The sequence below is a fragment of the Pantoea sp. X-Soil-MYKO-1785 genome (genome assembly GCF_059730675.1).
Genome location: NZ_AP036000.1, coordinates 360,142 through 372,554, shown reverse-complemented (window position 1 = coordinate 372,554; position 12,413 = coordinate 360,142). Strand labels below are relative to the sequence as shown.

The window sequence follows — 12,413 nt, the reverse complement described above, 5'->3', positions numbered from 1 at the left end:
TGCGCCGGGCCACCGGCTTAATGTTTCAGGGTTTTCAGGTAACGCTGATAGTTGTTGTCGAAATTGGTGACCATCTGATCGGCAGTCTGACGGCCGGCCAGCAGCAACTGGACGTTCTGATTCAGTTCGGCATTCATGGTCGGCGTTGCCCAGTCTACGTAGTGGCCTAAACCGTCATAGTCATTAAGCGTCAGCCACACCTGATACGCTTCGGCCAGCAGCGGATTGTCCGCCGGCATTTTCGCCGCTTTGTTGGTGCTGGCCGGCAGGAAGCCGACCTTCAGCCAGCGATCAGCCATCGCATCTGACACCATAAAATTGATGAATTTCGCCGCCGCATCCTGCTGCTCTTTGCTCTTCGCGGTGCTGGTCACCGAGAAGGCCAGATCGGTGCCACCGACCATCAGCGGTTGTTTCACCCCCTCGCCGGCCGGCATCGCGGCAAAGTGGATATCTTTGTTATCTTTAAACTGGCCGAGATACCAGGTGCCGCTCACCAGGAACGCCGCCTGATTGTTCTGAAACAGCGTTGCGGCATCATCGTGACCGATACCCTGGAAGCCAGGGAAGAAGTAACCTTTATCGGTCCAGCTCTTCATCATGCTGGCGGCCTTGACCAGTTTGTCATCTTTGAAACTGCCGCCAACGTCGTAGATCAGATTATCCAGCGTCTTGCGGTCATGGCTTTCAATCTGCGCCTGCCATAGCGTGCTGAGCAATTGCTGGCCCATGTTGCCATCCAGCAGGCCGAGCATCATCGGCGCGGTGCCCTGCTGCTTCAGCTTCGCCATCGCGCTTTCCAGCTCGGCCAGCGTTTTGGGAACCGCAATGCCGGCTTTATCCAGCAGAGCCTTGTTGTAGTAAAGCCCGACCATCTCGCCGAGGCTGGCAACGCCGTACAGTTTGCCGCTGCCGAACTCGCCGCTGTCTGACCAGCGGTTACGCTTGAGGATCGAGTCGGGGAAGCGCGTGGTCCAGCCATCGGCGCTGGCGTAGCTATCCAGCGGTAGCAACAGCTTATCTTTTACCAGCGATCCCATATCACCGCCGCCCTGGTTTACCTGGGCAATCTGCGGACCGTCGCCGGCGGTCAGCGCCAGCTTGAGCGGAATACGTGTATCTTCAAACGAGTGAACCGAACGGTTAATCACGATGCCCGGATTCTGCTGCGTGAACGCTTTGATACCTTCATCCACCGCCGCGGTCTGCTGCGGATAGTTATAGATATCCCACTCATTCAGGCTAACGGCAGCCTGCGCGGCGTGGGCAACGCTGCCTGCCAGCAAGCCCGCCGCCAAAAGCCGACCCAGACTGCGAACCCGGAACGAACCAACTGAGGAAACAGACATTATGCTCACCTTCTTCAGACCAGCATCGGCATCCCTTCATCTCACCGCCTGCCATCCTGCAGACTGAAGCCGCATAAAAAATGCACTCACTCATACTTACTTTAATAAAAAAATAAAGTCAAACAGCCCGCCGGTGAAATTGCAACGCTGTGAGCACGCGCAAATAAACAGCGACCTGCGGGTAAAAACAGCAGACTTCGCTGGACAGCCGGCTGGCCACCGCGGCGGAACAGCCTGAACCGGCGCTTCCTCAGCACGATCTTCCAGACCGATTGTCGCAAAATAACCCCCTGATAAAACATATGAAAATCCTATCACGCTCACAGTTTGTCGTTTTTTCTGGCGGTCAGGAGCGAGGCAAGCGGCGTGCGCCGGGCGTGTTGGCGATCACAGTTGTGAAACGAGAAACCGGTAAAGATTGCTGAACCGCCGGGGTTAGTGCAATAAGGTAATTATTCTATCTTGAAAACTAAGTCCACTTTCATTAACGTAACTTTTCATCGGCGGACCGCGTCAGTGACGGTCCCCTCCATCCACTCACGAGAATTCACCATGGCGAATCAAGGTGTCATTCGTCCGGCGACCCCGGCGGACTATCCGGCGCTCTACCGCATCTGCCTGGAAACGGCGGATGCCGGCGGGGATGCGCGTGCGCTCTACTCTGATCCTGACTATCCCGGCCAGCGGTTTGCCGTGCCCTATGCGCGTTTCGCCCCGGATTTTGCTTTTGTGCTGGAGATAGACGGTGAAGTGCTGGGCTATGTGGTGGCAGCGCCGGATACCCGTGCCTTTGAAGCGCAGTTAGCTGCGCAATGGTGGCCACAGTTACAGCAGAAATATCAGCAACGCAGCGCCGACGCGCCGCTCGACGACAAGATACTCGACGCCATTCGCCACCCTGACGCTGCGGCTGAGGCGCTGGTGAGCCGCTGGCCGGCTCATCTGCATATCAATCTGCTGCCGGCGGCGCAAAAAGGTGGCTGGGGCCGCAAAATGATTGAGCACCAACTGGCGGCGCTGCGGGCAGCGGGCGTCAGCGGCGTTCACCTTGGCGTCAGCCTGCAAAACGAGCAGGTCTGCGCCTTTTATCAGCGCATGGGTTTCACCCCGATCCTGCGCAGCAACGCCATTTACATGGGCCAGTTACTCTGAGTGAGGTAGTCCGATGACCAGCCTGCGCTTGCAGAATGTGAAGAAGTCTTACGAGCACGTTAACGTGATTCATGGCATCGATCTGACGATTAACAGCGGGGAATTCGTGGTCTTTGTCGGGCCATCCGGCTGCGGCAAATCGACGCTGCTGCGGATGATCGCCGGGCTGGAGGAGATCAGCAGCGGAGAGTTGCTGATTGAGGAGCAGGACATGACCCGGCAGCCCGCCACCGAGCGCGGCATTGCCATGGTGTTTCAGTCCTATGCGCTCTATCCCAACATGACGGTGCGCGGTAACCTCGCCTATCCGCTGGAGGTGATGGAGAAGTCGAAGGCGGAGATCGCCCAGGCGATCGAGCAGACGGCCGCCCGTCTGCATCTGACCGAACTGCTTGACCGGCTGCCGCGCGCGCTGTCGGGCGGGCAGCGTCAGCGCGTGGCGATTGGCCGGGCGATTATCCGTCATCCGCGCATCTTCCTGTTCGATGAACCGCTCTCTAACCTTGATGCCGAACTGCGCCTGCAGATGCGGATTGAGATCGCCCGGCTGCACGCCTCGCTGGGTAACACCATGATCTATGTGACCCACGATCAGCTGGAAGCGATGACGCTGGCGGACCGGATTGTGGTGCTGCGCCAGGGCCGGATTGAGCAGGTTGGCGCGCCGCTGACGCTGTATCACGATCCAGACAACCTGTTTGTTGCCGGTTTTATCGGCTCGCCGAAGATGAATTTCCTGCAGGCGGAGATCGCCGCGGTCGGTGAAGGTGAAGTGCAGCTGCGGCTGCCGGAGCTGAAGATTGATGGCCTGGTGCTGAAAATTGCCGCCCCGTGCCACGAGGGACAAACCGTGACGCTCGGCATCCGTCCGGAACACTTCCAGCCCGCCAGCCAGACGCCGGAAGCGCTGCGTTTTCAGGGTGAGCTGTCGTTTGGCGAAATGCTCGGCCACACCAACTATCTCTATCTCGATATTGGTCGGGAGCAGATGCTGGTGGTGGAAGAGCGTGAGGCGCATCAGCGTGAACTGGGGACGCAGGTCGAACTGGGGATTTCCGCCGCGCACTGCCTGCTGTTCGATCAGCAGGGATTACGCCTGCGTTAGGGCGCGCAGGGTAAGGTTAGCGGGCGCTTCGGCGCCCGTTTTGCTGGCAGGAGCACTCAGGTGACCGGCTCTTCATCCGCCTGGGCGGCCAGCAGATCCAGCAGACGGTTAACTGCAAAGCCCGCCGCACCGAGTGCCCACATCCGGTTGGATTCGGTCAGAAACTGCAGCGGCGTCATGTGCGGCGTCAGTTTCAGCCGGTAAGCCTGAAAGCTCTGGGTGATGTGATCGAGCAAAATGCGTGACGCCATATGCGGCTCCATCGCCAGATAGACCACGTCCGGATCGTAGGCCACCGACAGGTTAGCCAGCGAGATACCCAGTTCACGGCCCGCCTCTTCCAGCGCCGCCAGCACCTCAGGCGTCGGACGCTGATCCAGCGCCTGTAAGGTCAGCGTGGTCGGTTCGTCTGCCGCCACCCGTTGCAAAATAGCGCGCGAAGAAGCGACATCTTCCAGCAGGCGCAGCGAGCCATCACCGACCAGCCCGTTGCCAATCTCACCCGCTTTACCGTGGCGACCGCGATAGAGCTGACGATTGAGGATAATCCCGGCGCCGATCCCTTTACCGTAGGTGGCAATCACCGCCGACTGCGCGGTGCCAAGCTGGCCAAACACCAGCGCCGCCATCGCCATCGCGTTGGCATCATTTTCGATAAACACCGGCAGCGAAAAGCGTTCCTCCAGCTGGCGGGCAATCGGAACGTTATCCCAGTCGAGCACCTTTGAGCGGATGCAGTAGCCATTTTCGGCATCCACCAGCCCCGATAAGGCCAGCCCGATGGCTCCGACCCGCTTCTCTTCCACGCCGCGCAGGAATTTCGCCAGCGCATCGCCAAGCTGACGTGGCGTCAGGGTGCCCGGCGGCATCTGCTGTTCACCGAGCAGGTTGCCACTGAGATCGGTCATGACGATCAGGTTGCGTTCTGCATTGAGCTGGATGCCGATCACGCTGGCGCGATCGGGATTGAGTCCGAGCAGGGTTTTTGGCCGCCCCATCGACACGCGACGCAGTCCCAGCTCCTGCACAATCTCTTGTGCCAGCAGCCGATTGGTCGCTTGCGAAACCGTCGACATGCTCAGTCCGCTGCGTACTTTCAAATCGGACTGGCTAATCGGCGCGTTTTCAACAATCAACCGCAGAATGCGCGCGGTCACGTTGGGAGCGGTCATAAATTCCTCGGGTTGACGCACTGACGCTGGGCAACAGGCTTCAGGTCAGTGACGGGATAAAGGGATCGAGCGGGGCTCCGGCACACCGCCAGCCTGCGTCCGGGCGAGCGTCAGTGCCCCGCTCAGCGCGTCACCCAGCGGCGTGACCAGCCGGGTCTGAATATCGGCTGCCAGCCAGCGGTAAATCGGCACGGCCAGTCCGCCCATCAGCGCCACGCGTCCACTGCTCAGCGCGGTCAGACGACGCACCATCATGCCAATATCAGCCGCGGTCTGTTGCAGCAGCGTCTGCGCATGGCCGTCACCGGCGTCGGCCGCAGCAAACACCTGCGGCACCACGCGCGCCCAGTCAGCAGGCGCGGCGGTGCGGGTCCACAACAGCATGGTTTCCGGGCTGTGATCAAACTGCGCCATGAGCTGATGGGTCAGCGGGCTGTGTTCGACCATCGCTTCATGGGCCAGCAGCGCCAGACGCAGCGCCCGGCGGCCCAGCTCAGCGCCCGATCCCTGATCGGAAAGCGCAAAGCCCCAGCCGCCCAGCAGGGTAAAGCGTTCGCCATCCCAGGCCGCGCCCTGACTGCCGGTGCCGATGATAAATACCGCACCAGGCTGGCCCGCGTGCGCACCTGCGCAGGCGATTTCCACATCGCTGACCACCTGCAACGCGGCACAGTCCGGTTGCCAGTCAGACAGGCGCGCCTGCACCGACGCGACGTTGGCACCGGCTAATCCGGCCACCAGCGAGGTCTGCGCCAGCGCCTGCGGCGCTAAGCCGGCCTGTAAAAATACCTGATCGATCAGCTGTGTGACGCAGCTCAGCGCCGCCTCATACTGCGACCAGACGTTGGCGGGTCCGCCAGTGGCTTCCGCCAGCACCGTACCGTGAAGGTCGGTTAACCGCGCACGACACTGGGTGCCGCCGCCATCAATGCCAAGGAGATAGTGTGAGTGCACGCGCTTCCTCCCGCCTCCACTGATTCAGAGTTGTCGCCATAATCAGCGAACGATAGGGTAAAAAAACTTAAATCGCAATAACAAATAAATATGGCAATTAAAGATAGCCTTTTTTGCTTTGTTTTACATAAAGATAACAAAAAACGCCTTCGCAAAACATGCAGGCTGATATTGACATTAGTTTTTCCATCGTAATAAGTTGGTGGTCAGATTATCAACAGCCACGCCTGGCTTTGGGCGGGTTCTGCGTTATCCGATTTCAGGATCAGGGGTTTAACATGAAAGTAGGCATTATCGGTCTCGGCTTTCGTCTGTCCCACGTTATCAAAGAGTTCAACAACGCCGACGACGCCTTCTCCGTGGTAGGTTATTACGATCCGGCCCCCGCCGGACTGCCCAATCTGCACAGTTTTGCTATCGATCCCGGCCAGTCGTTCGATTCGATTGAAGCCCTGCTGCAGCACGGCGGGATGGATGTGGTACTGGTCGGTTCACCCAACTTTTTGCACCTTGAGCATGTCGGCCAGGCGCTGGCTGCGGGCTACACCGTGTTTACTGAAAAACCGGTGGTGATCAACGAACAGCAGACCATGGAGATGGCGAAGCTGGTGCGTCAGTATGGCGAGGCGCGCATTCTGGTCGGTCTGGTACTGCGCTATTCACCGCTCTATCACGATCTGCTGGCGGCGCGTGACGCCGGCCGGCTGGGCGAGATCACCTCAATTGAAGCCACAGAACATATCAAGCCTTATCACGGCGCCTTCTTCCAGCGCGACTGGCGACGGCTGGAAAAATATGCCGGCCCTTATATTCTGGAAAAGTGCTGCCACGACATCGACCTCTATCAGGGCTTAATGCAGCAGCGCCCGGTGCGGGTCGCCAGCTTTGGCGGCCGCAAATCCTTCACGCCAGCCCATGCGCCACAGGGCGCGGTGACCGCCGACTCAGAGGTCTATCACATTAAGCCCAGCGGCTGGTCCAGTACCGACGCGGTATTCGACAGCGATGCCGACATTGTCGATTACCAGACCGCGCTGATTGAGTATGCCGGTGGTGCCACCCTCGCCTTCCACGCCAACCTTAACGTGCCGGATGAGTTCCGTCGCTTCTGCGTGATCGGCACTGACGGCATGGCTGAGGGCGATTTCGTCCGTAACTACTTCCGCGTTCACAATGCGCGCAGCGGCGAGAAAGAGGTCGATACCGCCTACAACGGCAATGCATACGATGGCCACTACGGCGCTGATGCGTTAATGGCGGAAGAGATCGTGAAACACATTAAACAGGGAACGCCGCTGAAGGTCTCAGTGGTGGACGCGCTGGAAGCGGGCCTCACCGCCATAAAAATCGATGAGGCCCGCAAAACCCGCAGCGTAGTGGATATGCGTGAAAGCTGGCTAACATTTGACGCCAACCTGGGAAAAACCGGGGCCTGATGGCCCCACCTGCGGGTCAGCTTCCCCCTCTGACCCCGTGATTTGAATGGCAGTATGACTGGTCGCTTCCTGAACTGGCCTTCGGGCCAGTTACCACTTCGCTTACGGAGATCATTTTACCTCCAGATTTTCCTGCCTTATTTAAAGACTCTCAAGGGGCGCAGATAGGTTCTGGACACAAACAAACTCAAAGCGAGGGGAACATACGCCTGCAACAAAGCATCGCGGCCCAGGGATGGCGTTTCTTGCGTCTTTGCGAACGGCGTATGTTCCCTGAGCCTGCGCCGTGGTCCACCACCGCACAAACCCCCCTCACCTAATCCCAACGCCAGTGATTAGACCGGATCGACCTCATTCTCCAGCTTCTGACGCCGGCGTAAATGCGGGAACAATTTCATCCACAGCGCCACCACCACCAGCGTACCGATACCACCAATCGCCACCGCCGGTACTGCACCCAGCCAGGCCGCCAGCAGTCCCGACTCAAATTCGCCCAGCTGATTAGAAGTGTTGATGAAAATGGCGTTAACCGCATTGACCCGCCCGCGCATCGCATCCGGCGTATCGAGCTGCACCAGCGCTCCGCGGATCACCATGCTGACCATATCAAACCCGCCCAGCGCGGCCAGCGCCAGCAACGACAACCACAGCTGGCTGGAGAGCGCGAACACCAGCGTAGCGACACCAAACCCGGCCACCGACCCGAACATAATCATCCCGACATGCTTATCCAGCTTGTGACGACTCAGCCAGATACCCACCAGCAGCGCACCCACCGACGGCGCACCGCGCAGCATGCCTAATCCCCACGGGCCGGTATGCAGAATGTCTTTAGCAAAGATCGGCAGCAGCGCGGTGGCCCCGCCCAGCAGCACCGCAAACAGGTCAAGCGAGATCACCCCCAGCACATCTTTGCGCTCACGGATGAAGTGAATACCGGCAAACAGGTTCTTCATGTTCATCGGCAGCCGTGGCTGACTGGGACGCTGATAGCGCAGCAGGCTGACCAGCGTCAGCGAGATAAAGTAGAACAGCCCGGAGACGCCATACACCACTTCCGGGCCTGCCACGTAGAGCAGGCCGCCAAGGGTCGGTCCGACAATCACCGCCGCCTGTCCGCCGACTGAATTCATCGCCATAGCGCGCGCCAGAATGCCGGGCGGCACCAGTGACGGTAGCATCGAGGACATGGCGGGCCACTCCAGCGCTTTGGCGACGGCAATCATAAACACCAGCCCCCACAAGGCGGTTTTATCGACTGAATGAAACAGCGTCAGCACCACCAGCGCCAGCAGGGCGGCAAACTCCACCAGCTGGCCGAACAGCACGATACGACGCCGATCGTACTGATCGGCCAGGTGTCCGGCAGGTAATGTCAGCAGCACCGAGGGCATAAACTGCATCAATCCGATCATGCCTAGCGCCAGCGCACTGTTGGTCAGGGCGTAAATCTGCCAGCTGATCGCCACTGAAAACATCTGAAATCCAAATGACGAGCAGGTGCGGGCCAGCCAGAACGCGACAAACGTCCGGTGTCGCCACAGCGACTCTTCTGCAGCAGGTGCCATAAATCCCATGTTCTGTTCCATTTAAAGTGATGATTCCCGCGTCGTTGCGCGGTGTTGAGGGTGCCGACAACCTGGCCTGATTGCGCGATGGGCTTCAGGGTGCGGTGACTGACCGTGCCGGCCTTCACTGCCGGTGCGGCCAACGGGTTGAGCCTGGCGACAGTCCGTTGATACGGGCATGATTATTATCCGCCTATTGGTCCTGACTGATGAATATATTCCAGGAAATCATCAGATGCCAAAGGAATAATTTTCTCTTTCATAGCGGCTTTATTTACTTTTCCAGCGTATAAAGAGGTGATTTAGAATATGCAGTTGATCTATATTTATTCACGCATTCAGAAAAGTGCGAATTTTTATATCCCTGATTATCAACAACACCTTTTATATTGCATTTCATAGAGATAATGAAAAATAGCTTATATAACCCCTATGTTACGGAACCTATCCATCATGTTGAGCGACACGTCGCTGGCATTTGCTATAGCGTTCCTTATCTTCAACCCAACCAGGACAGCAGCAATATACTTAATAGCCACAACATTATTTCATTACACAATCACATTGCCACTGAAGCAGCATTAATGGTTATTCCGGTCGGGGATATTCGATTACAGGGAATGATTGCGGTGCCGGATGCCTATTTGCATTTACAGGATGCGCGGGTGCGGGTCGGAATTAATTATCGTAGTTTAGTGGCGCACGGCGCGGCATTGCTTGAATTGGCAAAGAAATTTAGTTTCTGGCTGTATGACTTTGCTCCACCCGGTGCCGACTGGCGATTAATGGAATCGTTCCCATTTTCCGGTATTGTTTTAAGCGAATCGTTCTTTAACGACAATTATCAAAAATTCACCTTTCCTTATTTTATGGCTGCGTTTCGGGAAAAAGGCGCGGAAGTGATCGTGCGCAGTGAGTCGCCTTGTTTAACTGCGGAGCAATTTGCTGAGATAAATATCAGCGGCTGGCAACAACAACGCTCGGATGGCGAACTTATTAGCTGCTGATGCACAAATCCTGCCTTCCGGCGTTAAGGGCACATGGCGGTGCGCTTAACGTCTCATAAACCCTCATAAAATGTCGTATTACTTCATATGTGAAGCGCTTTGAGCTAAAAAAATCAAAACTTGATCTATTTTTGCTATAACATTTAACACAAAGGGATCGTCTGACTTAGTGGAAGAGTGATTTAAGAACACCCTTCATCATTTGTACTTGATAACTGAGAACAACCTATCTGGTTGTTTTCGTGTGTTTTATGGCAACGAAACGAGGTCGATATTATGGGGAAAAACTCCTCATCTTTTGGCGTAATTCGTTTCCTGACGGTGCTGTTCGCAGTGCTGACGGGCGCGTTTATGCTGATTGGCGGTATTTGGTTAGCCGCCATTGGTGGTTCCTGGTATTACATCGTCGGCGGTGCAGCGATGCTGATCACCGCTTTCCTGCTGTGGCGTCGTAACAGCGCCGCGCTGGTGGTTTACGCCCTGCTGCTGCTGGCTACGCTGGCATGGGGTGTCTGGGAAGTCGGTACTGACTTCTGGGCACTGGCACCGCGTACCGATGTACTGGTGATCTTCGGCGTCTGGCTGGTGCTGCCGTTTGTCTGGCGCAGCCTGCACAACGTTGGCAAAGGCCCACTGGGTGCAATGGCCGTGGCGCTGGTTGCCAGTGCTATCGTGCTGGCTTATGCGGTGTTTAACGATCCGCAGGTCATCAACGGTACGCTGCCAGAAACCGCTGACAACGCGCCGCAGGCACAGCCGCTGAGCAACATTCCGGACGGTGACTGGCCGGCTTATGCTCGCGATCAGCAAGGGACCCGTTTCTCTCCGCTTAAACAGATTAATCACCAGAACGTCAAAGAGCTGCAGGTCGCCTGGCAGTTCCAGACCGGCGACTTAAAAACCGCTAACGATCCGGGTGAAATCACCGATGAAGTGACGCCGATTAAGATCCGCGACACGCTCTACCTCTGTTCGCCACACCAGATCCTGTTTGCACTGGACGCGGCCACCGGCAAGCAGAAGTGGAAATTTGATCCGGGCATGAAGGTCAACCCGACGTTCCAGCACGTGACCTGTCGCGGTGTCTCTTATCATGAAGTTCCGGCCGCTGCCGATGCAGCCAACAGCCAGCCTGCGCTGTGCTCACGCCGCATCTACCTGCCGGTCAACGATGGTCGTCTGTTTGCGCTTGATGCGGAAACTGGCGAACGTTGCCCGTCCTTCGGCGTTAACGGCGAGCTGGATCTGCAACACAAACAGCCTGTAACTACCCCAGGTCAGTATGAGCCGACGTCACCGCCGGTGATTACCAACACCACCATCGTGATGGCGGGCGCAGTCACCGATAACTACTCAACCCGCGAGCCGTCAGGCGTGATCCGTGGCTTTGATGTGAATACCGGTAAACTGCTGTGGGTGTTCGATCCGGGCGCGAAAGATCCGAACGCAATTCCGGCCGATGAGCACACCTTCACCATGAATTCCCCGAACTCATGGGCACCGGCGGTCTACGATCCGAAACTGGATACGGTCTATCTGCCGATGGGCGTCTCTACACCGGATATCTGGGGCGGTAACCGCACGCCAGAACAGGAACGTTATGCCAGCAGCGTGCTGGCGCTGAACGCCACCACCGGCAAGCTGGTATGGGCTTATCAGACCGTTCACCACGACCTGTGGGATATGGACCTGCCGTCGCAGCCGACGCTGGCTGATATCACCGATAAAGATGGCAACACCGTACCGGTGATTTATGCGCCAGCGAAAACCGGTAACATCTTTGTGCTGGATCGTCGCACCGGTAAACCGGTCGTTCCGGCCCCGGAAACGCCGGTGCCTCAGGGTGCGGCGAAAGGCGACCACGTCTCTGCCACTCAGCCCTACTCTGAGCTGACCTTCCGTCCGAAACAGAATCTGACGGACAAGGACATGTGGGGCGCAACGATGTATGACCAGCTGGTGTGCCGCGTGATCTTCAAGCGCCTGCGCTATGAAGGTCCGTTCACCCCGCCGTCTGAGCAGGGAACGCTGGTGTTCCCGGGTAACCTCGGAATGTTCGAATGGGGCGGGATTGCCGTCGATCCACATCGTCAGATCGCGATTGCTAACCCGATGGCGCTGCCGTTTGTCTCGAAGCTGGTACCGCGTGGTCCAGGCAACCCGATCGAACCGCCGAAAGGCGCTGAGGGTGGTTCCGGTACTGAAACCGGCGTTCAGCCGCAGTACGGCGTACCGTACGGCGTTGAGCTGAATCCGTTCCTGTCACCATTTGGTCTGCCGTGTAAACAGCCAGCGTGGGGTTACATCTCTGCGGTGGATCTGAAGACCAACGACGTGGTGTGGAAACAGCGTATTGGTACGGTACGTGACAGTGCGCCAGTGCCACTGCCGTTCAAAATGGGTATGCCGATGCTGGGTGGTCCTATCACCACCGCCGGTAAAGTGTTCTTTATCGGCGCGACCGCTGACAACTACCTGCGTGCTTTCAGCACCGATACTGGTGAGCTGTTATGGCAGGCCCGTCTGCCAGCCGGTGGCCAGGCCACGCCAATGACCTATGAAGTGAATGGCAAGCAGTACGTTGTCATCGCAGCCGGCGGTCACGGTTCGTTTGGCACCAAACTGGGCGATTATGTGATTGCCTACGCCCTGCCAGACCAGAAATAACCC

General features: G+C 57.6%; 9 protein-coding genes. 5 read left to right on the top strand and 4 right to left on the bottom strand.

Annotation, left to right across the window (positions count from 1 at the left end; genetic code table 11):
- Window positions 1-17 precede the first annotated feature (17 nt).
- Window positions 18-1,349 (bottom strand): extracellular solute-binding protein, encoded by a 1,332-nt coding sequence (locus tag AC6I8D_RS01645; protein ID WP_497819552.1) that lies wholly within the window; start codon window positions 1,347-1,349, stop codon window positions 18-20.
- A 552-nt stretch (window positions 1,350-1,901) separates the two neighbouring features.
- On the opposite strand from AC6I8D_RS01645, the gene AC6I8D_RS01640 reads away from it, so the two are divergent.
- Together AC6I8D_RS01640 and AC6I8D_RS01635 are read left to right on the top strand one after the other, a co-directional pair.
- Window positions 1,902-2,501 carry a GNAT family N-acetyltransferase gene (locus AC6I8D_RS01640; RefSeq protein ID WP_312057019.1) on the top strand — a complete coding sequence of 200 codons (600 nt, stop codon included), beginning with the start codon at window positions 1,902-1,904 and terminating at the stop codon, window positions 2,499-2,501.
- 13 nt (window positions 2,502-2,514) lie between these two features.
- Window positions 2,515-3,606 carry an ABC transporter ATP-binding protein gene (locus AC6I8D_RS01635; protein ID WP_497819551.1) on the top strand — a complete coding sequence of 364 codons (1,092 nt, stop codon included), beginning with the start codon at window positions 2,515-2,517 and terminating at the stop codon, window positions 3,604-3,606.
- Window positions 3,607-3,662: 56 nt separating this feature from the next.
- Here AC6I8D_RS01635 and AC6I8D_RS01630 read toward each other — a convergent pair whose 3' ends face one another.
- Together AC6I8D_RS01630 and AC6I8D_RS01625 are read right to left on the bottom strand one after the other, a co-directional pair.
- A complete protein-coding gene (locus AC6I8D_RS01630; protein ID WP_497819550.1) occupies window positions 3,663-4,778 on the bottom strand; it encodes an ROK family transcriptional regulator in 1,116 nt (371 codons plus the stop codon).
- A 45-nt stretch (window positions 4,779-4,823) separates the two neighbouring features.
- Window positions 4,824-5,732, bottom strand: coding sequence for a glucosamine kinase nucleotide-binding domain-containing protein (locus tag AC6I8D_RS01625; protein WP_312057022.1), 909 nt, complete (start codon window positions 5,730-5,732; stop codon window positions 4,824-4,826).
- Window positions 5,733-6,010: 278 nt separating this feature from the next.
- Between AC6I8D_RS01625 and AC6I8D_RS01620 the strand changes: the two genes are divergently transcribed.
- Window positions 6,011-7,168, top strand: coding sequence for a Gfo/Idh/MocA family protein (locus tag AC6I8D_RS01620; RefSeq protein WP_497819549.1), 1,158 nt, complete (start codon window positions 6,011-6,013; stop codon window positions 7,166-7,168).
- 335 nt (window positions 7,169-7,503) lie between these two features.
- On the opposite strand, the gene AC6I8D_RS01615 is transcribed toward AC6I8D_RS01620, so the two are convergent.
- Window positions 7,504-8,745 (bottom strand): MFS transporter, encoded by a 1,242-nt coding sequence (locus AC6I8D_RS01615; protein WP_497820635.1) that lies wholly within the window; start codon window positions 8,743-8,745, stop codon window positions 7,504-7,506.
- Window positions 8,746-9,143: 398 nt separating this feature from the next.
- Here AC6I8D_RS01615 and AC6I8D_RS01610 point away from each other — a divergent pair, with 398 nt between their 5' ends.
- Together AC6I8D_RS01610 and AC6I8D_RS01605 are read left to right on the top strand one after the other, a co-directional pair.
- Window positions 9,144-9,743: a hypothetical protein gene (locus AC6I8D_RS01610; RefSeq protein WP_497819548.1), complete on the top strand. Its 600-nt coding sequence runs from the start codon at window positions 9,144-9,146 to the stop codon at window positions 9,741-9,743.
- Between the two features lie 276 nt (window positions 9,744-10,019).
- The gene (locus AC6I8D_RS01605) at window positions 10,020-12,410 is read left to right on the top strand and encodes a glucose/quinate/shikimate family membrane-bound PQQ-dependent dehydrogenase (protein ID WP_497819547.1); all 2,391 of its coding nucleotides are present in this window, start codon (window positions 10,020-10,022) and stop codon (window positions 12,408-12,410) included.
- The last annotated feature ends 3 nt before the right edge of the window (window positions 12,411-12,413 follow it).

Bases quoted from the DNA above. Each gene is read 5' to 3' on its own strand.
- AC6I8D_RS01645 (WP_497819552.1), bottom strand. From the start codon at position 1,349: ATGTCTGTTTCCTCAGTTGGTTCGTTCCGGGTTCGCAGTCTGGGTCGG.
- AC6I8D_RS01640 (WP_312057019.1), top strand. From the start codon at position 1,902: ATGGCGAATCAAGGTGTCATTCGTCCGGCGACCCCGGCGGACTATCCG.
- AC6I8D_RS01635 (WP_497819551.1), top strand. From the start codon at position 2,515: ATGACCAGCCTGCGCTTGCAGAATGTGAAGAAGTCTTACGAGCACGTT.
- AC6I8D_RS01630 (WP_497819550.1), bottom strand. From the start codon at position 4,778: ATGACCGCTCCCAACGTGACCGCGCGCATTCTGCGGTTGATTGTTGAA.
- AC6I8D_RS01620 (WP_497819549.1), top strand. From the start codon at position 6,011: ATGAAAGTAGGCATTATCGGTCTCGGCTTTCGTCTGTCCCACGTTATC.
- AC6I8D_RS01615 (WP_497820635.1), bottom strand. From the start codon at position 8,745: ATGGGATTTATGGCACCTGCTGCAGAAGAGTCGCTGTGGCGACACCGG.
- AC6I8D_RS01610 (WP_497819548.1), top strand. From the start codon at position 9,144: ATGAAAAATAGCTTATATAACCCCTATGTTACGGAACCTATCCATCAT.
- AC6I8D_RS01605 (WP_497819547.1), top strand. From the start codon at position 10,020: ATGGGGAAAAACTCCTCATCTTTTGGCGTAATTCGTTTCCTGACGGTG.